General features: G+C 70.0%; 23 protein-coding genes. 13 read left to right on the top strand and 10 right to left on the bottom strand.

Annotated features, from left to right (window positions below; all coding sequences use genetic code 11):
* Positions 1–28 precede the first annotated feature (28 nt).
* The 3 genes from AWQ71_RS14820 to AWQ71_RS14810 form a co-directional block, all read right to left on the bottom strand.
* Positions 29–1,870 carry a M48 family metallopeptidase gene (locus AWQ71_RS14820; RefSeq protein ID WP_067132975.1) on the bottom strand — a complete coding sequence of 614 codons (1,842 nt, stop codon included), beginning with the start codon at positions 1,868–1,870 and terminating at the stop codon, positions 29–31.
* Positions 1,871–1,989: 119 nt separating this feature from the next.
* Positions 1,990–2,940 (bottom strand): SIS domain-containing protein, encoded by a 951-nt coding sequence (locus AWQ71_RS14815; protein ID WP_067132972.1) that lies wholly within the window; start codon positions 2,938–2,940, stop codon positions 1,990–1,992.
* Positions 2,941–2,981: 41 nt separating this feature from the next.
* Positions 2,982–4,055: an aminoglycoside phosphotransferase gene (locus tag AWQ71_RS14810; RefSeq protein WP_157570353.1), complete on the bottom strand. Its 1,074-nt coding sequence runs from the start codon at positions 4,053–4,055 to the stop codon at positions 2,982–2,984.
* Between the two features lie 217 nt (positions 4,056–4,272).
* On the opposite strand from AWQ71_RS14810, the gene AWQ71_RS14805 reads away from it, so the two are divergent.
* The 3 genes from AWQ71_RS14805 to AWQ71_RS40175 are packed head-to-tail and all read left to right on the top strand — an operon-like array spanning position 4,273 to position 7,980.
* A complete protein-coding gene (locus AWQ71_RS14805; protein WP_067132965.1) occupies positions 4,273–5,127 on the top strand; it encodes an ABC transporter permease in 855 nt (284 codons plus the stop codon).
* On the top strand, positions 5,120–5,908 hold the full coding sequence (locus tag AWQ71_RS14800; RefSeq protein WP_067132962.1) for an ABC transporter permease: 789 nt from the start codon (positions 5,120–5,122) through the stop codon (positions 5,906–5,908). The genes AWQ71_RS14805 and AWQ71_RS14800 overlap by 8 nt, the downstream gene beginning before the upstream one ends.
* 20 nt (positions 5,909–5,928) lie before the next feature.
* Positions 5,929–7,980, top strand: coding sequence for a polyamine ABC transporter ATP-binding protein (locus AWQ71_RS40175; protein ID WP_245658288.1), 2,052 nt, complete (start codon positions 5,929–5,931; stop codon positions 7,978–7,980).
* Here AWQ71_RS40175 and AWQ71_RS14790 read toward each other — a convergent pair.
* Entirely contained in the window at positions 7,967–8,542 is a 576-nt protein-coding gene (locus tag AWQ71_RS14790) for a TetR/AcrR family transcriptional regulator (RefSeq protein ID WP_245658287.1), read from the bottom strand. The two genes, AWQ71_RS40175 and AWQ71_RS14790, sit on opposite strands and share 14 nt — an antisense overlap.
* 150 nt (positions 8,543–8,692) lie before the next feature.
* Between AWQ71_RS14790 and AWQ71_RS14785 the strand changes: the two genes are divergently transcribed.
* The 3 genes from AWQ71_RS14785 to AWQ71_RS14775 all read left to right on the top strand — a co-directional run bounded on the left by AWQ71_RS14785 (position 8,693) and on the right by AWQ71_RS14775 (position 12,834).
* On the top strand, positions 8,693–9,970 hold the full coding sequence (locus tag AWQ71_RS14785) for a glycosyltransferase (protein ID WP_067132956.1): 1,278 nt from the start codon (positions 8,693–8,695) through the stop codon (positions 9,968–9,970).
* Positions 9,967–11,340: an NAD(P)/FAD-dependent oxidoreductase gene (locus AWQ71_RS14780; protein WP_067132953.1), complete on the top strand. Its 1,374-nt coding sequence runs from the start codon at positions 9,967–9,969 to the stop codon at positions 11,338–11,340. Before AWQ71_RS14785 ends, AWQ71_RS14780 begins: the two co-directional genes overlap by 4 nt.
* A gap of 96 nt (positions 11,341–11,436) precedes the next feature.
* Entirely contained in the window at positions 11,437–12,834 is a 1,398-nt protein-coding gene (locus tag AWQ71_RS14775; RefSeq protein WP_067132950.1) for an aminobutyraldehyde dehydrogenase, read from the top strand.
* A 231-nt stretch (positions 12,835–13,065) separates the two neighbouring features.
* On the opposite strand, the gene AWQ71_RS14770 is transcribed toward AWQ71_RS14775, so the two are convergent.
* Entirely contained in the window at positions 13,066–13,671 is a 606-nt protein-coding gene (locus tag AWQ71_RS14770) for a plasmid pRiA4b ORF-3 family protein (protein ID WP_067132947.1), read from the bottom strand.
* 258 nt (positions 13,672–13,929) lie between these two features.
* Positions 13,930–14,202, bottom strand: coding sequence for a GntR family transcriptional regulator (locus tag AWQ71_RS14765; RefSeq protein ID WP_067132944.1), 273 nt, complete (start codon positions 14,200–14,202; stop codon positions 13,930–13,932).
* Positions 14,203–14,297: 95 nt separating this feature from the next.
* On the opposite strand from AWQ71_RS14765, the gene AWQ71_RS41610 reads away from it, so the two are divergent.
* Entirely contained in the window at positions 14,298–14,453 is a 156-nt protein-coding gene (locus tag AWQ71_RS41610; protein ID WP_157570352.1) for a hypothetical protein, read from the top strand.
* Between the two features lie 324 nt (positions 14,454–14,777).
* A complete protein-coding gene (locus tag AWQ71_RS14760) occupies positions 14,778–15,074 on the top strand; it encodes a hypothetical protein (protein WP_067133180.1) in 297 nt (98 codons plus the stop codon).
* 90 nt (positions 15,075–15,164) lie between these two features.
* On the opposite strand, the gene AWQ71_RS14755 is transcribed toward AWQ71_RS14760, so the two are convergent.
* Entirely contained in the window at positions 15,165–15,455 is a 291-nt protein-coding gene (locus AWQ71_RS14755; RefSeq protein WP_157570351.1) for a hypothetical protein, read from the bottom strand.
* A gap of 142 nt (positions 15,456–15,597) precedes the next feature.
* Here AWQ71_RS14755 and AWQ71_RS14750 point away from each other — a divergent pair, with 142 nt between their 5' ends.
* Positions 15,598–16,002 carry a hypothetical protein gene (locus AWQ71_RS14750; protein WP_067132937.1) on the top strand — a complete coding sequence of 135 codons (405 nt, stop codon included), beginning with the start codon at positions 15,598–15,600 and terminating at the stop codon, positions 16,000–16,002.
* Here the strand turns inward: AWQ71_RS14750 and AWQ71_RS14745 are convergent.
* From AWQ71_RS14745 to AWQ71_RS14735, 3 genes are all read right to left on the bottom strand, one after another.
* Positions 15,989–17,992: a hypothetical protein gene (locus AWQ71_RS14745; RefSeq protein ID WP_067132934.1), complete on the bottom strand. Its 2,004-nt coding sequence runs from the start codon at positions 17,990–17,992 to the stop codon at positions 15,989–15,991. The genes AWQ71_RS14750 and AWQ71_RS14745 overlap by 14 nt on opposite strands.
* A 131-nt stretch (positions 17,993–18,123) precedes the next feature.
* Positions 18,124–18,804 carry a DNA alkylation repair protein gene (locus AWQ71_RS14740; RefSeq protein WP_067132931.1) on the bottom strand — a complete coding sequence of 227 codons (681 nt, stop codon included), beginning with the start codon at positions 18,802–18,804 and terminating at the stop codon, positions 18,124–18,126.
* Entirely contained in the window at positions 18,801–19,499 is a 699-nt protein-coding gene (locus tag AWQ71_RS14735) for a TetR/AcrR family transcriptional regulator (protein WP_067132928.1), read from the bottom strand. The genes AWQ71_RS14740 and AWQ71_RS14735 overlap by 4 nt, the downstream gene beginning before the upstream one ends.
* Positions 19,500–19,675: 176 nt before the next feature.
* Between AWQ71_RS14735 and AWQ71_RS14730 the strand changes: the two genes are divergently transcribed.
* The 4 genes from AWQ71_RS14730 to AWQ71_RS14715 all read left to right on the top strand — a co-directional run bounded on the left by AWQ71_RS14730 (position 19,676) and on the right by AWQ71_RS14715 (position 24,523).
* The gene (locus AWQ71_RS14730; RefSeq protein ID WP_169806567.1) at positions 19,676–21,001 is read left to right on the top strand and encodes an alkaline phosphatase D family protein; all 1,326 of its coding nucleotides are present in this window, start codon (positions 19,676–19,678) and stop codon (positions 20,999–21,001) included.
* A gap of 93 nt (positions 21,002–21,094) precedes the next feature.
* Positions 21,095–22,615, top strand: coding sequence for a glycoside hydrolase family 3 protein (locus AWQ71_RS14725; RefSeq protein WP_067132922.1), 1,521 nt, complete (start codon positions 21,095–21,097; stop codon positions 22,613–22,615).
* A gap of 143 nt (positions 22,616–22,758) precedes the next feature.
* Positions 22,759–23,625, top strand: a complete 867-nt coding sequence (locus AWQ71_RS14720) for an SDR family NAD(P)-dependent oxidoreductase (protein ID WP_067132918.1) — start codon at positions 22,759–22,761, stop codon at positions 23,623–23,625.
* Between the two features lie 76 nt (positions 23,626–23,701).
* On the top strand, positions 23,702–24,523 hold the full coding sequence (locus AWQ71_RS14715; protein WP_067132916.1) for an ATP-grasp domain-containing protein: 822 nt from the start codon (positions 23,702–23,704) through the stop codon (positions 24,521–24,523).
* Positions 24,524–24,534 lie beyond the last annotated feature (11 nt).

Genomic DNA, 24,534 nt, shown 5'->3' with positions numbered 1-24,534 from the left:
CCGGATTTCCCGCCGGGAACGCGGGCCGTCAGCCGATCTCGGCCAGAACCCGGGCGAGGCGCTCCCGGCTGCCCTTGCCGATCTCCTCGCCGGTCCACCCCTGCTCGATCGAGACGGTCGCGCCGCCGTGGAGGGTGAGGTCGGCGCGCAGCGGGGTCTGCGTGGTCACCTTCGCGGCGGCGATCTCCTCGTAGGACAGGAAGCGGTACCACTCGGCGAGCTTGGCCGCGGGCGCCGACTCGACGAGCCGGAGCATCCGCTGTCTGCCCTCGCCGGCGGAGCCCGGGCCGGCCACCAGGACAAGGCCCGTGTTCAGCACGATCAGGTCGTACTCCGTGCCGTCCACCCGGACGTTGGCGAGGCCGGCGAGGACGGCGGAGCCGAACGTGCTCGGCGCCCGCTCGGCCTGAGTGGCCCGGCCGGCGTCGACGCCGAGCCGTTCCAGCTCGGTCCGGGCCTTGCCGGCACCGCCCGGGGAGACGGCCAGCCTGGCGACCTCCTCCAGGGCGGGGACGACTCCCTCCGCCCCGGCGAACTCGGCGGGGCCGCTCCACAAGTGCCGCCACCCGGCGACGCCGGACCGTACGGCGGCGAGTCGCAGCACGGTGTTCAGCGGGCCGCCGAACAGCTCGCCGACCTCGCGGCGGGTGGCGGTGGGAAAGAACGGCTGGGCGATCTCGGCGAGCCGGCCGGCGGCGATCAGGTCGAACACGTCGGCCAGCCCGACCTCCGGGCGCCCGGAGGTCCGCGCGACCATACGGAAGATCGCGTCGGCGTCCCGCTGAAGCGCCGCGCCCAGCGCCGCCGCGGTGAACATCGGCCAGGGGAGCACCGTGCGCTCACCGGTCTCGACCACCTCTTCCTGCAACGCCCGCCCCGCCCCGGCCAGATCGCCGACGAGTACGGCCGCGGGCCGTTCATCGGGCAGGACCGGCGTGCGGGGGAGCGCGCGGATGGCGGCGATCCGCTCATTCAGCGGCGGATGCGTGTCCCACCGGGACCCCTTCTCCTCCGGAGTGCTCGCGCGCAACGCGTCCAGCTCGCCTCCGCGGCCCGCGACCAGCGCGCCGAATCCGGCGAACAGGTCGTCAGGGGCGAAGCCGGACTCCCAGCCGAGCTGGACGTACTCGTTCAGGAAGAAGTGCCACGCGGCGTCCAGGACGCGGATCTCGTGCAGCGCGGTCGCCGCGGCCTCGATCCCGGCGACCCGTGCCGACGCCCGGTCGGCCTCGAACTCCTGCCTCCGTGAGACCGCGTTGTCCGCCAGCAGGTAGAGCCGGGCGTACCCCTTGAAGATCCATCCGGACGGGTTGTAGGGCCCGATCTGCCGCAGCGTGTGCGCGATCACCAGCCGGCCACGGTAGGCGGGCGCGGACAGTCGCGTGTGCTTGCCGGAGTAGTGGCCCAGCTCGTGCGCGAGTACGGCGCGCACCTGGGCGACCGTCATCGTGTGCAGCAGCGGCAGCCCGAGGCAGAGGCGGCGCCGCCCGCCGACCAGACCGAGAAAACGCGACTCCTCCTGCACGGCGGCGTTCACCTCGGGGATCAGCCAGATCTCGTCCGGCGCCCGGATGCCCGCCTCGGCCGCCAGTTCCCGTACGGTCGCCCAGAGGAGCGGGGCCTCTCGGGCGGTGAGCGGCAGCCCGGTGGGCGGCTCGGGGCGCGACCGCATCGCCCGCCATGTGCCCCGCCCGACGGCCAGCGTGCTCGCGGCGAAGCAGGACCAGACGAGCTTCACCGCGAGGGCGCCGGCGATCACCGTGGACAGCCAGAAGGTGAGTGCGACGGCGGCCGCGACCTGGGCGGCCGCGACCAGGAAGAAGCCGGCGAGCATGGCGAGGGAGAACCCGGCGCGCATCGTGCTGACCACGGTTGTTCACTCTCGACGGGTGATGTGGATCACCTATCTACCATGCACACCACGTCTTTTCCGTCCTTATCCGGAAGAAGGTGCAATCCGGACGTATGCCCGCCGACGGTGAGCCGATCTCAGGCCCGGGCCCACCAGGAGGCGGCGAGCAGTTCGGCGACCAGCGTCTCGGTGAGCAGGGCGGCCTCCGGGTCGTCGTCGTGGCGGTACCGGATGGACGCGGCCTGGCCGTCCAGCTCGCCGCCGACCGCGAGCACCGTGGAGCCCCGCTGCCGGATCCACTCCATGGCCTGCTCGTCATAACGGGAGCCGGGGAACATCAGCGCGCGGTAGTCGTAGGTCTTGGTGAGGTAGACGTCCACGTGCGCCCAGTCGCCGGTCTCGCACGCGTCCGCCTGGCGGCGCGGGCCCTCGCGGAACATCAGCGCGGACTGCTCCGCCGACGAGAGCCGCTCCGCGGGGGCGATCGCGTACACGCCGTGCGGCCCGTCGAGTACGTCGGAGGCCGTCTTCAGCCAGTCGTCGCGCCGGTCGAGGAGGTCCGCGGTGGCCTCGGCCACGCGGCGGACGAGCGCGGGGACGTCGCCGCCGCCCGTGAGCCGGGACTTCAGCGCGAGCAGCAGGGCGAGGGTGTGCTGGAACGTCCGGCACGCGACGCCGCCGCGCTCCTCGCCGGCGGACATGGGCACGACCAGGTCGGCGCCCTCGGTCACCGCGGAGCCCGGCTTGTTGGTCATGGCGACGACGAACGAGGTGCCGGTGTAGCGGGTGAGCGCGTCGAGGGTCTCCCTGCTGCCGCCGGTCGCGGAGATGGCGACCACCAGCGTCCCCGGCCCCGGCACGGTGTGCGCGGCGGAGGCGTACTCGGCCACGGCGTCGATCCCGGAGGCGCGCAGCCGCGACGCGACGACGCCGGCGGCGTACCGGGAACTGCCCATCCCGAGGAAGACCACCCGGTCGATGCGCTCGGGCAGACCCTCGAACGGGTCACCGGCCTCCAGCGAGTCGGCCAGCGCGCCCAGCGCCTCCGGTTTGGTCAGCAGGTCGGCCTTGAACAGCGCCGCGTCCACAATGCACTCCTATCTTTCTTTTTGTCCTATTTTGTCGTGACTTACTTGGTAAAGGCGGCGTCGGTGTCGTACCAGGTGCGGAGCACGCCCATCGGTGCGTACCGCCAGCGCAACAGGTGCCGGGCGGCGTAAATCAGCTCGCGGCACTCCTGTTCGACCTCGAAAGGCCGGACCAGCGACCGGTCGAGCAGGTCGGAGCGCCCCGCCTCCGCGAGCCCGGCGGCGTACGCGGCGGTGAGCGCGGCCCGTGCCTCGGCGACCCACTCCGCGACACGCTCGGGGTCGGCGCCCCTGCGGAGGATCGCCACCTGGCCGACGTGGTCGACGCTCGTGGTGAGCTGGGCGAGGTCTCGGGCGGCCGGCTGGAAGGCGCCGCCGCCCGGCGCCTCGGCCGACACCGTCGGGTTCCCGTCGAAGTCCACCACCGCGTAGCCGTCGCGCCACCGCAGGATCTGGCCGACGTGCAGGTCGCCGTGGATGCGGATCAGCGGGGTCGGGCCGGCCGTCGCCAGGGGCGCCAGCTCGCGGCGCAGCTCCCCGGCCCGGGAGGTCAGCCACGCGCCGTCCTCGCCGTCGGTCAGCGCGAGCGCGTCGCGCAGCGCCTCCTCCGCGCGCTCCGCCCACGCGTCGCCGTTGCCGTCGGGCGTGAGCCGTACCGGCTCGGGGAACACGGGGGACGGGGTCGCCATGGCGAGGTGCAGCTCGGCGGCCAGCGTGCCCAGGTCGGCGGCGAAACCGGTGTGCCCGGCCTCGGCCTCGTCCACGCACCACTCCCAGCCGTCCCGGGCCTCCGGCAGGTACGCGGTCACCAGCGCGACCAGCGCGCCCTCCCAGTAGACGGCGGCGTACGGCGTGGCGGTGCGGGAGAAAGCGGACAGATGCGCCAGCAGGTCGGGCGCCGGCTGCGGCGCGCGGGACGGCCGCGGGAACCACTTGACGACCACGCTCTCGCCGGCGATCACCGAGTGGTTCGTCTGGTCCACCGTGATCGCCCGCTCGCCGGGAGGCGGCATGGGCAGCGGGCGGAAGGCGCGGACGGAGAAGGGACGCGGAGGCGTGACGCCCTCCGCGAGCGCCCGGACGACGGCTCCGGTGACGCCTTCTCCCACGGCCAACGTGAGCGAACCGTCCGGTTCCTCGTGAAGGGTTGGCCAATGCCGCGCTTCGACCTGCATCTGTTGAATCTCGATTCAATAAGGCTTGTATCGCCAATGCTCACAATGCCTGGGAAAGTCTTGTCTAAGTTGACTTATCCTGCAACACTCTAAGCTCCCCACCGGAAGGAAGCTCTCGCATGTCATTTCGCGTGCCCGCCTTTGGGGCGATGGCACCATGAAGTCCACCGTACGAGCACGGGTGGTCGGTCGACTCGCCACCATGGGGCCAGGCTTCGGCTTCCTGATCGTCTTCCTGGCGGTCCCACTCGCCCTTGTGCTCAGCTACACGGTGTTCCGCCGCGGCAGGTTCGGCGGGGTCGTCTATGAGGCGACGGGGGAGAACTTCACCCGGCTGATCGACCCGCTCTACCTCGACGTGGTCATCGGATCGGTGAAGCTGGCCACGATCACCACGCTTCTCGCCCTGCTGCTCGCGTACCCGACCGCCTACATGATCGCCCGGCTTCCGGCCAAGTGGAAGGTCATCGCGCTGGTCGCCGTCGTGCTGCCGTTCTGGACGAACTTCCTGATCCGCACGTACGCCTGGATCGTGCTGCTGAACTCGGAAGGCCTGGTCAACTCGGGACTCGACGCACTGGGTCTCGGCAAGATCGAGCTCCTCTATTCGGATGGCGCCATCGTCGCCGGCCTGCTCTACGCGTACCTGCCGCTGATGATCCTGCCCCTGTACTCGGCCATCGAGCGGCTGGACCCGCAGCTCCGCGAGGCGTCGGCGAACCTCGGCGCCCGCCCCATCAGGACCTTCTGGTCGGTCACCCTGCCTCTCTCGCTGCCCGGCGTGCTGACCGGCTGCGTCTTCGTCTTCGTCCCGAGCCTGGGCAACTTCGTGATCCCCGAGCTGCTCGGCGGCGGTCGCCGGATCATGGTGGGGAACCTGATCCGCGACCAGTTCCTCAAGGCCCGCGACTGGCCGTTCGGCTCGGTGCTGGCCCTGTCCGTGATCGGCGTCCTGGTGCTCCTGCTCTTCGCCCAGGCCTGGGCCAGCCGGAGGGTGGGCCGCGATGCGTAAGAACCGGAAGCAGGGGAACGGCTGGCTGCGCCTCCCCTTCTGGCTGACGTACGTCTTCCTGTACGTACCGATCGCCGTCGTCGTACTCATGTCGTTCAACCGGAACAAGTCGCCGTACGCGTGGGGCGGGTTCTCGCTGCGCTGGTACGGCCAGCTCCTCGAGAACGAGAAGATCCGCGAAGGCCTGATCAACACCCTGATCGTGGCGTTCGGCTCGACGGTCCTCTCGACGGTGCTGGGCACGCTGCTCGCGGTCGGCCTGGCGCGGTACAACAAGTCGCGGATGCTCGACGCGCTCTCGACGATGCCCGCGCTCCTGCCCGACCTGGTCCTCGCGATCGGCCTCCTCATCTTCTACGCGGCGGTCAAGATGACGCTCGGACTGCACTCGGTGCTGATCGCGCACACCGTGTTCGGCATGGCCTTCGTGACGGCCGTCGTACGGGCCAGGCTCAACCACGCCGACACCTCGATGGAGGAGGCGTCCCGCGACCTCGGCGCGACCCCGGTGACGACGTTCATGCGGATCACGCTGCCGACCCTGGCGCCGGGCATCCTGGCGGGCGCCCTGCTGGCGTTCACGCTCTCCATCGACGAGTTCGTGATCGCGTTCTTCACCGCCGCGCCCACCCAACCGACCCTGCCGATCGTCATCTACTCCATGGTGCGGTTCGGCGTCACTCCCGAGATCAACGCGTTGGCCACCCTGCTGCTCGCGGTGAGCTTCACCGTCGTGATCGCGGCCCAGCGCATGACCAAGCTCACCGAGGCACTCTCATGACACTTATCTCCATTGATGGCGTGAGCCGGCGCTTCGGCGAGGTGACCGCGCTCGACTCGGTCAGCCTGGAGATCCAGCAGGGCGAGTTCTTCGCGCTGCTCGGCCCCTCCGGCTGTGGGAAGACCACGCTGCTCCGCATCCTCGCCGGGTTCGAGCAGCCGGACGACGGCGCGGTCCGCCTGGACGGCGAGGACCTGCTCCAGATCCCCGCGCACCGCCGCCCGATCAACCTCATGTTCCAGTCGTACGCGCTGTTCCCGCACATGACGGTGGAGCGGAACATCGCCTACGGCCTGGAGCGGGAGAAGCTGCCGAAGAAGGAGATCGGGGAGCGCGTCGCCGAGGTCCTGGAGACCGTCGGCCTCTCCGCGCACGCCCGCCGCAAGCCGCACCAGCTCTCCGGCGGCCAGCGCCAGCGCGTCGCCCTCGCCCGCGCGATCGTCAAGCGTCCGCGCCTGCTGCTGCTCGACGAACCGCTGTCCGCACTGGACAAGAAGGTGCGCGCCGAGATGCAGCTCGAACTCAAGCGGCTGCAGCACGAGGTCGGCATCACCTTCGTGGTCGTCACCCACGACCAGGAGGAGGCCATGTCACTCGCGGACCGCATCGCGGTCATGCAGGGCGGCAAGGTCGAGCAGGTGGACGCGCCCATCGCGCTGTACGACCAGCCGCGCACGCCGTTCGTGGCCGGCTTCATCGGCGCCAACAACATCTTCTCCGGCAAGGTCACCGAGGGCGGCCTCCACGTGGACGGCCTCGGCCTGCTGCCCGCGCCGAAGGGCGCGGACGGCGACGCCGCGCTCCTCGCCGTACGCCCGGAGAACATCCGGCTCACCCAGATCGCGCCCAAGGAAGAGGACGCCGCCGACGCCGCCGTTGAGGCGAAGGACGCCGCCGAGGTGACGGACGCGGCCGAGGTGAAGGACGACGCGGTCACGACCGGCGAGGGCGCCGAGCCCAAGACGGAGGAAGCCGCCGCCGAAGTTGCCGAAGCCGTCGAGGCGAAGGCCGATGCCGAGGCTGAGGTTGAGGCTGAGGTTGAGGCTGAGAGCGACGCCGAGCCCAAGGATGAGTCCGAGTCCAAGGATGAGTCCGAGTCCAAGGATGAGTCCGAGGCCAAGGATGAGTCGAAGGATGAGTCCGAGACCAAGGACGAGGCGAAGTCGGAGGAGACCGCCGAGTCTGCCGCCGAGGCGGAGGTGAAGGAGGGCGCGGTCAGGACCGACGAGGGCGCCGAGCCCAAGGCTCCCAAGCCCGCGGAGCCGGCCGCCGAGGCTCAGGTCGACGAGCCCAAGGGCGAAGCCGACGCCGAGGCCGACAGCGAGCCCGCCGTCGCGGACGAAGCCGAGCCTCAGGGCGACGCGGTGTCCGAGGGCGAATCTCAGGGCGACGCGGTGTCCGAGGTTGAATCTCAGGGCGACGCGGTGTCCGAAGCCGAGCCGAAGCCGGAGGCCGAGGACGCCGACTCCGCGGAGGGGGAGGCCCCCGCCGAGGCCGAGGCCGGTGACGGGGAGGACCTCCGGGCCGTCGTGAAGAGCGCCATGACCGGCGAGGTCACCGCCGAGGCGATGGCCGAGGTGGTCGCCAAGGCCGTCGCCGGAGTCGTGGCCAAGGTGGTCGCGGAGGTCGTGACCGAGGTCCTCGCCGACAACGACGCCAAGGCCAAGGCCGAGGAGCGGGACGAGACCGCGCCCGAGACCGTGGCCGAGACAGCGCCTGAGACCGGGGCCGCCGTCGAGACCGAGACCGCTCAGGAGCCCGCGCCGGAGACGGCCGACGCCCCCGAGACCGTGGTCGAGACTGTGGCCGAGGCCGTCCCCGCCCAGGAGCAGGGAGCCGTGGCCGAGTCCGGCAACGAGGACGAGGCGGACGCCGAGCCCGGGACCGAGGGCGCGCTGCGCGGCACGGTCGTGGACGTGAGCTTCTACGGCGGCACGTCGCACATCGTGCTGCGCGTGGAGGGGCACGAGGGGCACGTGCTGGCGGCGACCCAGGGGTCGGCGCGGGTCAAGCCCGGCACCGAGGTCGCGATCGGCTGGGACGCCGCCGACGCCGTGCTCATTCCGGCCTGAGTTCGTGTCCTGTCGCGAGGCGGGCGTAGTCGAGGATGAGCTCCACGGCTTCGTCCGGCCCGATCGAGTGATGCCGGGCGATGATGCGGTAGCCGTAGGCGTCCTCGAGGGCGACGAGCGTGCGGCTGATCGTCTCGGACGACTGGGCGAGCGTGAAGATGCCCTGGGCGGCCCCGGTTTCGAGGATCGTCTGGTACATCGACACCTGCCGGTCGAACAGGGTCGTCAGCAGCGTGCCGTACACCCGGTTGCGTCCGGCGGCGCCGCCCAGCTCGCAGAGCAGGCGCACGCCGGCGTCCTCGGGCCCCTCGGGCAGGCCGGACCTGATCGTGGTGATGAGCTTCTGAGCGGGGTCGGCGATGCCTCGGATCTTCTTGATCCGCTGCTCGTAGAAGCGTTCCATCCCGGCGTGGTGGGCCTCGATCAGCAGGTCCCTCAGGTCGGGATAGTGGTACAGCACGGCGCCGGAGGTGAGCCCGGCCTCCTCGGCTATCTGGTTGAGGTGGACACCCTCCGCGCCGTGTTGGATCATCGCCCGGCGGGCGGCATCGATGAGATCCATCCGCCGGTCCGCTCTGCTCTTGCGCTGGGCCATTCCATCCCATCCGATTTGAACGTACGACAACAACTGGCCCACCCATAATGTCCCAGCTATTGACGGCGCGCTAGATACCTATTTGAATCACGGTTCAACAAGCCAGGGAGTCCGGAGATGACAGACAAGCAGCTGACTATCCTTTTCATGCCCGAGAGCGCGTACGGGCCGACGAACAACTGCATCGGCATCGGAGACGTCCTGCGCAAGCGCGGTCACCGCGTGGTTTTCGCGGCGGAGGCGTCGTGGAAGGGCAAGCTGGAGGCCCTCGGCTTCGAGGAGGACCTGGTCGACCTCGCGCCGCCGGCCGAGGAGGAGCAGGACGCGGGCCAGTTCTGGAAGGACTTCATCCGCGACACCGCGCCGGAGTACCGGAAGAGCACCTTCGCGCAGCAGGAGACGGTCACCAAGCCGATCTGGGACGCACTGATCGACGGCGTGAAGTACTGCGAGCCGCAGCTCAAGGCCATCATCGAGCGCGTCCAGCCGGACGTGATCGTCGAGGACAACGTCATCTCCTTCCCCGCGCTGCTCACGGCCGGCAAGCCGTTCGTGCGCATCGTCTCCTGCAACCCGCTTGAGGTGAAGGGCGCCGACATCGCTCCGGCCTACTCCGGCCTGCCCGCCGACGACAGGAGCGAGTGGGACGCCTTCCGCGCCGAGTACGACCGGACCCACCGCGAGATCTACACCGCGTTCAACGAGTGGGTCGTCGAACAGGGCGCTCCGCCGCTGCCCGACCTGGAGTTCATCCAGGAGGGAGACGCGAACCTGTACGTGTTCCCGGAGATCGTGGACTATACCGACGAGCGTCCCCTCGGCCCGACGTGGACCCGGCTCGACTCGTCGGTGCGTGAGACGGATGACGAGTTCACCCTCCCCGAGATCCCGGGGGACGGCCCCTGGGTCTACTTCTCGCTCGGCTCGCTGGGCTCCGCCGACGTCGAGCTGATGCGTCGCGTGATCTCGGTGCTGGCCAAGACGCCGTACCGGTTCATCGTCTCCAAGGGCCCGCTGCACGAGGAGATCGAGCTGGCCCCGAACATGTGGGGCGCCGAGTTCGTGCCGCAGGCGGCGATCATCCCGCAGGTGGACCTCGTCATCACCCACGGTGGCAACAACACCACCACCGAGGCGCTGCACTTCGGCAAGCCGATGATCCTGCTGCCGCTGTTCTGGGACCAGTACGACAACGCCCAGCGGGTGCACGAGAAGGGCTACGGCGTCCGCCTCGACACCTACAAGTTCACCGACGAGCAGCTGGCCGGTGCCCTCGACCGCCTGCTGGGCGACACCGAGCTGCGTGAGCGGCTGGCCGCCCACGGCGCGGAGATCCGGCGCCGGGACGGCCTGCGCGTCGCCGCCGACGTGATTGAGAAGATCGCCGCCAAGTGAAAGCACTGAAGGACGCCGCTCCCCGGGTCTTCTGGACCGACAGGCCCGGGGCGCCGGCGTATCACCCGCTTGACGGACGGACCACCGCCGACCTGCTCATCGTCGGCGGTGGTTTCACCGGCCTCTGGGCCGCCGTGCTGGCGAAGGAGGAGAACCCGGCCTGTGACGTGGTCCTGGTCGAGGCGAAGTCGATCGCGTACGGCGGGACCGGGCGCAACGGCGGGTTCATCTCCGACTCGCTCACCCACGGGCTCAGCCAGGGGCTGAAGCTGTGGCCCGACGAGATGCGTACGCTGCTCGCCCTCGGCCGGGAGAACCTCGCGGCCATCGCCGCGTTCGTCGAGGCCCACGACATCGACGCCGACCTGCGCCTGTTGGGCAAGACGACGGTCGCGGTCGCCGCGCACCACGTCGCCGAGCTCAAGGAAGCCGAGCGGCTGCACCGCGAGCACGGTGAGGACGCGGTCTTCCTCAACCGTGACGAGATGCGCGCCGACGTGGACTCGCCGACGTACCTCGGCGGGCTGCGGCTGCGCGGCACCGGCGGCATCCTGGACCCGGCCAAGCTGGCCTGGGGCCTGGTCAGAGTGGCCGAGCGGCTCGGTGTCCGGGTTTACGAGAAGACGGCGGTCACGGGTCTGGAACGTTCCGGAGCCAAGATCCATGTCACCACCGGCTCCGGCGTGATCGACGCGGCGCAGGTGCTGCTGGCCACCAACGCGTATCCGCCGCCGCTGCGCAGGTTGAGCAACTTCGTGCTGCCGGTCTGGGACTACGTGCTGGCCACCGAGCCGCTGTCGGAGTCGCAGCGCGCGTCGCTGCGCTGGGCGGAGGGGCAGGGCCTCACCGACGCGGGCAACCAGTTCCACTACTACCGGCTGACGTCCGACGGCCGGATCCTGTGGGGCGGCTACGACGCCATCTACAACTTCGGCGGCTCGGGGAGCGAACAGCGCGACGCCACGCACGAAGTGCTCGCGCGGCACTTCTTCGAGACGTTCCCCCAGCTCGACGGAGTGCGGTTCACCCACAAGTGGGGCGGAGCGATCGACTCGACCAGCCGGTTCACCCCGTTCTTCGGCACCGCCATGGGCGGCAGGGTGGCGTACGCGCTGGGCTACACGGGGCTCGGTGTCGGCGCTTCCCGGTTCGGCGCGCTGGTCGGTCTCGACCTGCTGGCCCGCCGTTCGACGAGGCGGACCGGGCTGCGGATGGTGCGCCGCCTGCCGGTGCCGTTCCCGCCGGAGCCGCTGCGCTGGCCGGTGGTCGAGGTCACCCGGCGGGCGCTGGCCCGGGCGGACGAGAACGCGGGTCGTCGCGGGCCGTGGCTGCGCCTGCTCGACCGCTTCGGCGTCGGTTTCGACAGTTGATATCCACGGTGAACGTATAACTTAGGCAATTTGCGACATTTGCCGCATTTGTGGCGAATGTCCGCAGGTCCATCGTGACCGATGAAAGAGGATGGCATGGCTACCCTGATCAATCCCGCGAACGGCCGGCCCGTCGAGGACGTGCCGGACACGTCGCCCGAGGGCGTGGCGGCGGCCGTACGAGCCGCGCGTGCTGCCTTCGAGGAGTGGCGGGAGACCACCCCGGCCGAGCGGGCGCGGGTGCTGCTGCGCTTCGCCGACCTGGTGGAGCAGGACGCCGAGGAGCTGACCCGGCTCGAGGTCGAGGAGACCGGAAAGCCGGCCCCAGTGTTCCGTGATGGCGAGCTGCCGTTCGGCGTGGACAACCTGCGGTTCTTCGCGGGAGCCGGACGCTCGCTCGACGGGACCGGCGCGGGTGTGCTCAGCGCCGGCTACACGTCCGTGCTGATCAGGCGGCCGGTCGGCGTCGTCGGCTCGATCGCGCCGTGGAACTTCCCCTTCATCATGGGGATCTGGAAGATCGGCCCGGCCCTCGCCGCGGGCAACGCGGTCGTCATCAAGCCCGCGCCGCAGACGCCGCGCAGCACGCTCCGGCTGGCCGAGCTGTTCGCCAAGGCGGGCGCCCCCGAGGGGCTGCTGCAGGTGGTGACCGGCGACGCCGAAGTCGGGCAGGCCCTCGTCACCGACCCCGGCGTGGACATGGTCAGCGTCACCGGCTCCACGGCGACCGGCCGGGCCGTCATGCAGGGCGCGGTGGACGGTCTCAAGCGGGTCCACCTGGAGCTCGGCGGCAAGGCGCCCGCGCTGGTGTTCGCCGACGCCTCCCTTGAGGACATGGCGTTCGGCGTCGCCATGGGCGCCACGTACAACACCGGGCAGGACTGCACCGCCGCCACCCGCGTCTACATCGAGCGCTCCCGGTACGCCGAAGGCGTCGAGGCGCTGCGCGACGCGCTCTCCCGGGTGCGGCCCGGCGACCCGTGGGAGGAGGGCTCGGACATCGGCCCGCTGATCTCGCAGGCCCACCGCGACCGGGTGCACGGCTTCATCACGCGCGCCTCCGGCCGCGTGGTCTGCGGCGGCGCGCCGCTGGACGGGCCGGGCTTCTACTACGCGCCCACCCTCATCGCGGACGCCGACCAGTCCAGCGAGATCGTTCAGGGCGAGATCTTCGGTCCCGTGCTGGTCGCGGTGCCGTTCGACTCCGAGGACGAGGCGGTCCGCCTCGCCAACGACACGCAGTACGGCCTGGCCTCGTCGGTCTGGTCGACGGACGTGTCCCGGGCGCTGCGCGTGTCGCACCGCCTCGACGTCGGCGTCACCTGGATCAACGACCACCTGCCGATCGCCTCCGAGGCGCCGCACGGCGGCGTCAAGGGCAGCGGCTTCGGCAAGGACATGAGCCAGGAGGCGGTCCAGGAGTACTCGGTCACCCGGCACCTCATGATCAAGCACGCCGCCCCCCAGGCCAGGGACTCCTTCCGCCCCGCCTAGGAAGGGTTTCGTGGCTTCGGCGGCCACGTCGCGAGGGGCCATCCGGGCGACCGCGGCCGGCCAAATGGATCCACGAAACACGACCCGGGCATGCCTGTCGACCCGCTCTCCGGCTCCGTAGTCGGAGAGCGGGCCTCGTGGGAGACCGTCGTCCCCATGTCGGAACGCGGGCGAGCCAGTGCTGCGCCGGGTTGATCGTGCCAGGGCCCCTACCGGCTGGCCGGGGCGCGATCACTCCTTGATGAGGATTGCAGCCAGGCTGGATACCGCGGCGTTTGTACGAGCCAGGTCAAAGGCGGCGGGGTGGAACTGGTCGGCTGAGTCGAGGCCGAGCCATTCCAGCCGATCCTCATGCTCTTCGTGCTTGGGATCGGCGAGGATCTCAAGGAGGTAGTCGTAGCCCCAGATACCGCCGCAGTCCTCGGGTGGGCAGGCCCGGCGGCCGGTGAGGCAACGTGGGTAGGCGATGCCGGGCTCGGGTGTGGTGACGGCCTCGACGACGATGGTGTGCTCCCAGTCATCCCCGAAGTCGTAGGTGTAGCTGAGCCGGTCTCCCTGTCCGGGGGCTACCTGGTTGAGTCGCTTGGCGGAGGCGCTGTTGATCCGCAGTTCGCGGTCGGTGGCGCCGTAGCGGCCCAACGGGCTTTCGAAGACCCACATGTGGTAGTCCTCCCAGCCGAAGGCAGCTTGCATGACGTCGTGCAGCGCGCGCAGCGTGATCGCGGACGGGACTTCCAAACGCCGCCAGATCGGCGGCCGTGACCCGGCCAGCGTGACCTTGATCTGGTGGACTGTGAGGGTCGTTCGGGCACTGGAGGTTGTGCGCGGGGAAGCCATGACGGCATCTTGCCGTACCCATACCTGGCGCGCTCACCCGCTGCCGCAATGATCAACCGCGCTAGACACGTCCAGGGGCACGCCGACGCGCAGCCATTCACGGCGGCGTGGAATGACGATCAACAGACGTTGCTGGAGCAGTCGGCCCGATCGCGCGCCCAGTCATAGCAGTTGGTTCAGCGCCCCAAGGTCGCGCTGGCTGCCGCCGACGGCGCTTCACGATGGCCTACACAGACCGCTGCGGTTGCCGGGTGTGGATTACTCGTCGACTTCTACGGGGTCGTTGGTACCGGTCTGTCCGTCCGGTTGCGCGACGAAGCTTCCCATGCCCCGGACTGTGTAGATGGTGCCTTCGGCGCGGAGAGCCCGCATCACCTTATGGGCAGTCATGCGGGCGATGCCGAACTCTTGCATGAGGTCGTTTTCGCTGGGCACCCGTGATCCCGGGCGGTACTCACCCACCACGATGCGGTCGCGGATCACCCTGGCTACCTGCTCCCACCTGGGCTGATCCTCGCGGAACTCGATCACAGCACCACTGTAGGAATCGGTGATTCCCCATCGTCTTCCGGATGGCCCTATGGTGCCCTATAGACAAGCTCGCCAAATCTTCCTACTCTGGTCTCATGTCAACAGTCGGCTGCGACCTCGACGAGGTGCGGGACCGCTTCCCCGCATGGGTGTTCTTCCGTAGCGATGCGGGCGCCTTCTACGCCACCAGGCGCGGTGAGCGACTCTCCTTCGGAGATCGGAACCGGGCTTCAACAGACGGCCTGCGCTGATGACCTTCCGGCCTTCCTCGCCCTCCTGCGCGCCCAAGAAGCTCGCCGGTGACCGTACGCAGACCGCCTGGCTTTCAGGCGCCGCACAAGTTGGAAGTTCGGCCCCAAGAGCGGGATGGTCCGCTGGCCGGGGCTTTTGGACTGGTGGCCTCCCTGCGCACTGGGGGTGGGCGAGGAGGCCACCGCTGTACCGCGCCTGCCGGCGGCGCCTTCCCTATCCCGTCGGCGGGCGCCGCCCCGCAGAGCCGCCCGCCCCCGAGTGCTTCTCTGCGGGGGCCACCACGGATTACGACGACGCTTCACAGTGAGGAGGTGACGACCGGCATGGCAATCGACGAGTTGCCCGCCGGGTATCACGGCGTCCACCCCGCACACCCGAAGGCCGGCGGGGAAAGGCTGGAATGGCGAGAGTGTCACCCGCGTGCGATTCGGATCCGGGTGCTTGAGCACACCTGCGAATGCCAGGACATCGTCTATGAGCTGTGCCAGGCCGGGGGCCTGCTCTTCGTCCGCCGCCACTATCGCGCCGCCGACGGCGCCGTTGTCACGGAGAGCGAGTGGCTCCGCGCCGTCCCTGCCCGGCGGCTGTGGACGAACATCCTGCTTGGTCATGTCCGATGACCACCCGAGACAGCCTGTTCCTATCTGCGAGGAGCGCGATGGAACAGACGAAGCGTCGAGATCAAGCTGCGTGGGGGAGCTCTGCCGGTCTCAGTACGCGGTTGGCGATCGCCTCACCTTCTCAGGCGTGGCCATGAACTCGGCCTCCAGGTCGCTGACGATCCGCTGGATGAGCGACCGCAGTCGCGCCCGCCTTTGGGTCAGTTCGTCCGCGAACGCCCGCGCCTGCGGCCCCACCCAGACCGTCTTCCCGGTGAAGGTCGCATGCGGCGGGTCGAGCGCCGCCTCCAGTTGCCTGGCATGCATGCGCACCTTTTCCAGCGCTCGCAAAAGTTCCTGCTTGCGAGGGTTCGGCACCATGTCATCAGGGTTCGCCGTCAAACACCTCACCTTTCCTCTCCGGAATGGCGTGTGCAGTCCCCCGGCCCATATGAGATCGTGCGCTCAGGCGGCCAGACTCGGAGGATATTTCATGTCCCGTTCTCGTCACAGCTCTCCCGCGCGGCTCGTTGGAGCGGTCTCGGTGCTCGCCCTGCTCGTGGTCGCCTGCGGGGAGCGGGAACCCACGGTGGCCGAAGCCGCGGCGACCCTGCAAACCCACGTTTTGCGACTTCTCAAGGAACGCGGTGCGCTGAATGTCCGGGTAACGGATCCCGGCGGGAAGGACATCCCCTGCGGAGAGGACAGGGCGAAACGCACCTTCGCCGCCACCGGAGAGGGCGCTGAGCCGGAGATGGACCCTGGCTCTATGAACGATTTGCTGGTCGGCGCGTTAGGACGCACAGCCGACCATAAGTACCATTTTTCGGATCCTATGGCGAAGCCGTTCCGTTTGGTGAATGAGGTGACCAGGACTGTTCTGGTCTTGGATTCGGTGACAGGGCGGTACGTGGTCCGGGGGGAGACGGAGTGTCTCAGTCTGTCGTAAGTTTTCCCTCGTAGGCGAGCGCCCGCTGGTATCCGGTGTTCCTGTTCCCCTCGAAAAAGTCTGCTTCGGTGCTTGACAGGTAGCCCAGGGTGTGGGTCTGGGAAGTTCCCATCCCATTGTCGATCAACCATTGATCGAGAGCCTGACGGCCATTCTCGCCATGCTTGTTGATCTCAACGAAAGGCAAGAGAGAGCCGTTCTTGTCTGTGATAAGAGACCCCTTGCCGTGGGAGGTCTGGGCAGGAGGAACCCGTGGTGTGAAACCTTGCTCCATGAGGAGGCCGGTGATGTTGTGCTTGCGGCCCAGTACTTCGAATGAGATGAGCTTCTGGAGCTCTTCTGTATCCTTTTCCGGCTCGTGCATCCACGTGTAGTACGCGGACGCTCCGGTGGAGAGCCCGGTCCAGATCACGGCACCGAACGGAGGGGCAAAACCGACGATTCCCATCGCCGTGCCGATCACAAAGCTCTCTGCGTCGTGTGCGCTCTTGGCCGCCTTATCTTTCGGCGTGAGCACCCGTACGGCGGCGGCAAGTTCGAAACCTCGGGTGTTGCCGAGCATTTTGAAGAGAGCGTGCATCGCAGAGGGGTCTCCCTTCTTTGTCAGTTGGGACACCCTGGGAAGGAGCCGTTGGGTGAGTTCGCCCATCCCCGCGTCGAACGGAACTCGCGATTCGGCCTGGGCCGCGAAGGTGGTCAGGAACCGGAACGTGTCCTTGGGGCTTAGCCGGAACGCGCCCCGCAACCCTGGAACGAGAACAGGCTCGAACACTCCGGGGGAGGGCAACCGAGCGCTGTCCATGGTCGCGTCCACGGCTTCGATGTCGGCGCCCAGGGTGATCTCCGGGGCGTACGAACCGGCGAGTTCCCCAAGGTGGACACGGGTCGCGTCATGCAGCGAGATGTCATCGACGGTAGTCATCACCGTGTAGGCGAAGAAGGCGGCCTCCCGGCTGTGTCCGCCCTGCTTCTCGTCGTAGGCGCCCGACATCGCGGCCAGCAGGCGCCCGAAGGCGTCGGCTGTCGTCCCGTCCCGCTGTGCCCGCTCGCCGAGCTTCACCAGGAATCCCGCCAGCTTGTCGCTCTCATCTCGCTCCGAGAACCCGCGCAGGAGCTCTTTCTCCCAGGCTGAGGGCGGGCCGAGGCGCGCCGCCTTGCCGATGGCCAACCGTGCCGCCGAGGGGTTGGCCGCGAGCAGGTCCATGAACGTGGAGAGGTTTCCGTTGGCGGCCGTGCTGTGAACCCGCTCCGTGAGCACGGCCGAAGCGATCCCGGCCAGCCATTCGGTCGGGTACGGCCCCGGCTTCAGCAGGTCGACGACTCCGTCGAGGTCCTTTCCCGTACTCTTGCGCAGTTCGTTCGCGACCGCGGCGAACCCGGGCACCTTTGTCCCGCCCCTGAGCGCGGTGGCGAACGCCGTACCGGCGACGTCGACCGCCTCATCGGAGAGACGGCGACGCAGAGTGGCGGCGAGCCGCCGCGTTCCCTCGGCTCCGAGAGCGGCGAAGAAGGCTGCGGTGAAGTTCGCGTCGTGCCGGTGGTTGCGGAGCGTCCCGATGACGGCGGTCATCCTGTCGGTGGGCGACGTACCTGTGAGAACGAGTTCATCCGGGTCGATGGCCACGAAGCGCTCGGCCAGGGCGGCGCCCTGACGTCGTGCGTCCCCGGGGGCGAGCAACGGTTTCTCCTGATACGGCCGCAAGCCCGCGCTGGGCAGCCACGGCAGGGTGACGTCGATGGTCTCCGCCCGCTGACGGAGCCGGGGGATCTGCTCCTCGGCCCAGCCGCCGATCTCTCTGACCGGGGCGAGGTCGGTGGCAGGCAGATCGACGACGGCCAGCTCCCGGCGGATCCCTTCGGCGTGTTCGGCGATCACCTGCCCGGTCCGCTCCAGTTCGCTGATGAACCCGTTCATCAGCGACGGGTCGATGCCGGCGAACTCCGGAGCTAGCGGTCCGGCCCCTGACGGCAGGTGCGACGCGTCGTCCATCCCGCCATCATGGGCGAAGCGGCATCGGGATTCGAGAGCTTCCGAGCCGGATCGTCCACCGATGCAAGATCGTTCACACGCATCGCCGAGGGGGCCTGTCCGTTGGCCACCCCGTCCCCGCCCGGTGGGAACTAACGGCTGGGGAGGTTGCGGAGGGCCTCGCGGCGGCTCAGTCCGGAGATGCCGTGGTGGTCGACGTAGCGGACGACCTCGTCGGGGTTGGTCTTCGCGTACTCGCGGAGGGCCCAGCCGATGGCCTTGCGGGCGAAGAAGTCGATGTCCGACAGGCTCGGCTCGATGCACGCGTACAGCAGCGCCGGGTCGGTCCGCTCCTTGAAGGAGTTCTGGCAGAGGATGGCGGTGCGCCTCTTCCAGAGGTTGGGGTGGTACGCCCACTCCAGCATGAGCGGGCGCATGCTCTCCGGGTAGAGCCGCATCAGCGTGCCGATCCGGTTGATGGCGATGTCGTCCACCAGGTCCCACCAGGCGCCGGTGACGATCATCTCCTCGTACATCGGGAGCGTGTAGAGCGTCTGCCAGGAACGGTAGAAGCGGTGCGCGGACAGCTCGATCGCGGCGTACCGCTCCTCGCGGTATTCGGCCTCGCGCCACAGCGCGAGCACGGCCCGGCGCCACTCGGGGGCCGATCCCAGGCGGTGCTCGGCGAAGACCCGCCTGAGCGCGGCGCGCCGGGGGACGGCCTGCACGCCCAGGAACGGCATGTCCGACTTCATGTACGCCTGCATCACCGGGGCCTTCGCCGGGTCGGCCGCCTCGGCGAGGGCGTGCCGTACGGCCTTGAGGAGCATCATGCGCCGTGGCTGGTGCGGTCACCGGTGGCGAGGCCGTCGAACAGCACCGTGATGTAATGCTCGGCCAGCGTTGTGGTGTTGAGCCGCCCGCCGGGGCGGAACCACCGCACCGCGACCCAGATCGTGTCGCGGATCATGCGGTAGGTGAGCTTGGGGTCGAGGTCGGCGCGGAAGAGGCCCTCGGCCTGGCCGCGCTTGATCTGCTCGACCCACATCCGCTCGACCTCGTCCTCGGCCTTGACCAGGTAGCCGAAGCGGTCGCCGGGGAGGGAGCGGAGGTAGTTCCAGTCGTTCTGCATCACCGTGATGGCCGCGCGGTGCGGCTCCAGTGTGCCGAAACCGACGCGCACCATCTCGGTCAGCGCGGTGCGGGCGTCGCCCGCTGTCTCCAGGACCGCGCGGTAGCGGGCGGTGAGATCTTCGAGGAAGGTGCGCAGCACCTCGTCGACGATCGTCTCCTTGGAGTCGAAGTGGTGGTAGAGGCTTCCGGAGAGGATCCCCGCCTCGTCGGCGATCTGCCGGACGGTGGTCGCCTGGAAGCCCTTGCGCGCGAAGAGCTCCGCCGCGAGCTTGACGAGGTGGTCGCGCCGCTCGGAGGCCGAGCCCGCGGTGGCCGCTCGTTTCGCCGTGCCCTGGCGCCTCACTGGGGCGGCGGTGGCGCCGCCGGAGTTCTTTCGCTGGTTCACACCACCCATTATGAAGGTCCGAGCAATGGCTTGCTCGCCTTAAAGCGGTGGAGAGTCACCTGCTCATCGCCGTCCAGATATGCTACCAAGCGCTTGCTGCAATTCGGACTTGCGCATCCTGGCACCACCAAGGTCACATATTGTGCAAGATCCTCCTTATGGTGAAATTGGGGTATCCGTTTACCTTGGGAGTGGCATCGGGGGAGCCGCTTCCCGACGGGATCATCTTGTGGACCCGTCTCGCCCCCGACCCTCTTGATGCCGTACGTCCCGGCGGCATGCCCGGCCGGACGGCCGCCGTGCGCTGGGAGATCGCGGAGGACGAGAAGCTCACCCGCGTGGTCCGGTCCGGCGAGGCCTCCGCGTGGCCGGACCGGGCGCACAGCGTCCACGTAAGGGTGGCGGGCCTGCGGCCCGGACGGGAGTACTTCTACCGGTTCTCCGTGGACGGCCACGAGAGCCCGGTCGGGCGGACCAGGACCGCCCCCGATCCCGGCTCGACCGCGCCCGTGCGGTTCGCGGTCGCCTCGGGTCAGCGTTACGAGGAGGGCCGCTTCACCGCGCTGCGGCACCTCGCCGCCGAGCGTCCCGACGTGATCGTGCACCTCGGCGGCTACATGTACGCGGGCGCGACCGTACGCTCCGGGCCGGACGCGTACGTACGGCCGCTGGAATCGGAGGCGGAGTGCACGACCCTGGCGGCGTACCGGAACCGGTACGCGACCTACCGGACGGACCCCGACCTGCGGGCGGCGCACGCCGCGGCGCCGTGGTTGCCCGTCCTCGACGACCACGAGGTACGCGAGGGCTGCGCGGGCGCGCGGCCCGGCGACGGATCCAGTCCGGCCGCCTTCCTCAAGCGGCGTGCCGCCGCGTTCAAGGCGTACTTCGAGCACATGCCGCTGCGCGTCCGGCCGACCGGCGCGTCACTGCGCGTGCACCGCTGGCGGCCGTACGGCCGGGTGGCCGACCTCCTGCTGCTCGACACGCGGCAGCACCGCGACGGTGACGACATGCTGGGCGCGGAGCAGGAGGAGTGGTTGCGCACCCGGTTGGCGAGTGGGACCGCCCGCTGGAGGGTCCTGGTCCAGCCCGCGTTCTTCGGCCCGCGCGGTCTCACGGACGGGGACCCCACCGGGTGGGACGCCTTCCCGCGCAGCCGCGCCCGCGTGCTGGCGGACGCCCCGGAGGGCCTCGTCGTGCTGAGCGGAGACACGGGCGACGGCTGGGCGGGCGACCTGCGGGCCGACCCGGCCGATCCGGGGTCGCGCGCCGTCGGCGTCGAGTTCTCCACCACCTCGGTGTCGGCCGCGCCGCGGGTCGGCTCCCAGGCCGTTCTCGACCGCGATCCGCGTCTCCGGCTCGCCACCGACCGCCGGGGTTACCTCACCTGCACGGCCGACATGGACGGCTTCCGCGCGGAGTTCCGCGCGGTGGATCACGTGGACCGGCCGGACGCCCCCGTCTCAACGGTGGCCCGGTACGAGATCGCGGACGGCAGGCTGCGCTGACTGGAGGCGAATAGGGGCCGAACAGGAGATGCCACGCCAAATAGGGGATGAGGTGGGCTAGCGAATAGGAAACTTTCTTATTAGATTGCGGGCATGCGTGATCTGCTGCGCCTCGCCGACACTGTCATCCTGCCCGGCTTCCCCGGGGCCGCGCCGCCCGACTGGCTGCGCCGGCGGCTGGCCGACGGCCTGGCCGGGGTCGTGCTGTTCTCGCGCAACGTCGAGAGCCCCGGCCAGCTCGCCGACCTGACCGCGGCGCTGCGCGCGGAGAACCCGCGGGTCCTCGTCGGCATCGACGAGGAGGCGGGCGAGGTCACCCGTCTGGAGGCGCGCACCGGCAGCTCCCGTCCCGGTAACTACGCGCTGGGAGTGGTCGACGACGAGGAGCTGACCGAGCAGGTCGCCCGCGACGTGGGGCGCGATCTCGCCGCCGCGGGCGTGAACCTCGACTTCGCGCCCGCGGCGGACGTCAACTCCAACCCCGACAACCCGGTCATCGGGCTGCGGGCGTTCGGGGCGGACCCCGAGCTGGTCGCCCGCCACACGGCCGCCTGGATCCGCGGTCTCCAGTCCGCTGGCGTCGCGGCCTGCGCCAAGCACTTCCCGGGGCACGGGGACACCGCGGTCGACTCCCACCACGGCGTTCCCCGCGTCACCGTCTCCTCGGAGGAGCTCGCGGAAGTGGAGCTGTGGCCGTTCCGGGTCGCGATCGAGCAGGGCGTCCGCTCGATCATGACCGGGCACCTGCTCGTCACCGCCTACGACGACGGGCTGCCCGCCACCCTCAGCCCCCGCATCCTGACCGGCCTGCTCAGGAACGAGCTCGGCTTCGATGGCCTGATCGTCACCGACGGGATCGAGATGGCCGCCGTGTCCGGCGCGTACGGGCTGGGCGGCGCGAGCGCCATGGCCGTCGCGGCGGGCGCCGACGCCGTGTGCGTGGGCGGGGAGAACTCCGACGAGGAGACGCTGGAGCACATCCGCCGCGCCATCGTGACCGCGGTCGTCGAGGGGCGGCTGCCCGAGGAACGGCTCGCCGATGCCGCCTGGCGGGTCCGGCAGCTGGCGGCCTGGCACGCCTCGGCCACGGCCGCCGGGAGCGGAGCGAACGGCCACGCCTCCGGCGGGAACGGCGCGGGAGCCCCGGCGGAGGTCGGGCTGGTGGCGGCGCGCCGCGCCATCCGGATCACCCGGCGCGCGGGGGTGCCTGATGCGCTGCCGCTCACGGAGGCGCCACACGTGGTCGAGCTGGCCCCCGAGACCAACCTCGCCATCGACCGGCACATGCCGTGGGGCACCGCGGAGCCGCTCGGGCGGATCCTGCCGGGCACCACCGCCATCCGGCTCCGCGAGGAGGACGTGGCCGACGGGGTACCCCCCGAGGCGCTCGAGAAGGCGGCCGGGCGGCCGCTGGTCGTCGTCGTGCGGGACGCCCACCGCCACCCCTGGCAGATGGACACGCTGACCCACCTGCTCGCCGCCCGCCCGGACGGCGTGGTGGTCGAGATGGGGCTGCCGGGCCGTACGGACCTGGGGGCGGTGCACATCGCCACCCACGGGGTGGCGCGCGTCTGCGGTCAGGCCGCCGCCGAGGTGCTGACCGGCCGCGTCTGATCTTCGTCCAGGTGCGCACGCCGCGCCTGACCAGCGCCCTTTCCCCGCGTCATGCCGTTTCTCAGACAGAGGTCTTCCGGCCCTGGACAGATCATCCGCGCTCCAGAACACTGTCGGGGATTACGGTGCGAAAGGGTCGATAAATGGGGATCTGCGAGGGCCGGGTGGTCGTCGTGACGGGGGCCGGACGCGGCATCGGGCGCGCGCAAGCCCTGGAGTTCGCGCGTCAGGGTGCGAAGGTCGTCGTCAACGATCCCGGCACGAGTCCGTACGGCGCCGCCGGGGGCGGCGGCCCGGCCCGCGAGGTGGCCGAGGAGATCCGCGCCAGGGGCGGCCAGGCCGTGGCGAGCTGCGACGACGTCACGGATTGGGACGGGGCGGAACGCCTGGTCAAGACCGCGCTGAGCGCGTTCGGGGGTTTGGACGTGCTGGTCTGCGCCGCCGGTTTCACCCGCGACCGCGCGCTGGTGGCCATGACCGAGGGCGACTGGGACGACGTGATCCGGTCCCACCTCAAGGGCTGCTTCCTGCCGATGCGGCACGCCTCCGAGCACTGGCGGGAACGGGCCGCGGCCGGGCACCCCGCGGACGCCCGGGTGATCACCATCTCGTCCGGCGCGGGCCTGTACGGCAGCGCGGGCCAGGGCAACTACGTGGCCGCCACCGCCGGCATAGCCGCGCTCACCCACGTGGCCGCCGCCGAACTGGGACCGTACGGCGTCACCGTCAACGCCGTCGCGCCGGGCGCGAGCCGCGACCGGGTCGCCGGCACGGCCGAGGCGGGCGAGAACGACGCGGCGGCCCTGACCGCCTGGCTCGGGTCGGCCGGGTCGCGGCACGTCACGGGCCGAGTGTTCGAGGTGGGGGAGGGCGCGATCTCCCTGGCGACCGGCTGGCGGCAGGGCCCCAGCGCGGGCGGGGACAAGTGGGACCGCGCGGACGTGGGCGCCGCCGTGGCCGGGCTGCTCGCGCACGCCCCCGTCCCCGTGCCCGTGTACGGCTTCGCCTGACGTCCCCCGCGTGTCGCGTCCCCCGTGACATGTCCGTACGATTTCTTCGGTACTGACGCGACAGGATAGGAGCGCGATGAAGGTCGCCTACGTCACCTTCGCCGACCCGCTGGGGCACGACGACGAGCGGGAGACCGCACTCGCCGCGTGGCTGGGGGAGGGCATCCAGGGCACGCCGGTGCGATGGGACGATCCGGAAGCGGACTGGGCCTCCTTCGACGCCGCGGTGGTCCGCTCCGCGTGGGACTACATCGAGCGGAGGGACGAGTTCGTCGCCTGGGCATACCGGGTCGGCGGGCTGACCCGGCTGCTGAACCCCGCGCCGGTGCTCGAACGGAACACCGACAAGACCTACCTGCGCGACCTCGGCGTGCCAACCGTCCCCACCCATTGGAGCCACGAGGGCATCCCTGAGTGGGACGAATACGTCGTCAAGCCGGCGATCTCGTCGGGCGCGCGGGACACCATCCGGACCGCCGACCGGGCCGTGGCCGAGGCGCACGCCGCCCGGCTCGCCGCCGAGGGGCGGACCGTCATGGTGCAGCCCTACCTGGACAGCGTCGAGCACGAGGGCGAGCTGTCGCTGCTCTACTTCGGGGGCGAGTTCAGCCACGCCGTACGGCGACACCCGATGCTGGCCGGGGACGGCCAGGAGCTCGACCTGAACAACAGGGCGACGCTGCGCGACCCGGACGCCGACCAGTTCGAGGTCGCCGAGCTGGTGCTGAGCAAGGTGTCCGAGCCGCTGCTCTACGCGCGCGTCGACCTCGTGCGGATGCCGAACGGCGAGCCCGTGCTGATCGAGCTCGAACTCACCGAGCCGTACCTCTTCCTCCGCTACGAGCTGGACGCCCCCGGCCTGTTCGCCCGCGCCCTGGCCGAGATGCTCCGCGGCTAGGTACGGGCGAC

The sequence above is a fragment of the Microtetraspora malaysiensis genome (genome assembly GCF_001528665.1).
GTDB classification, from domain to species: Bacteria; Actinomycetota; Actinomycetes; order Streptosporangiales; family Streptosporangiaceae; genus Microtetraspora_A; species Microtetraspora_A malaysiensis.
The sequence above is the reverse complement of the archived record's forward strand: the minus strand, read 5'-3'. Positions and strand labels throughout refer to the sequence as shown.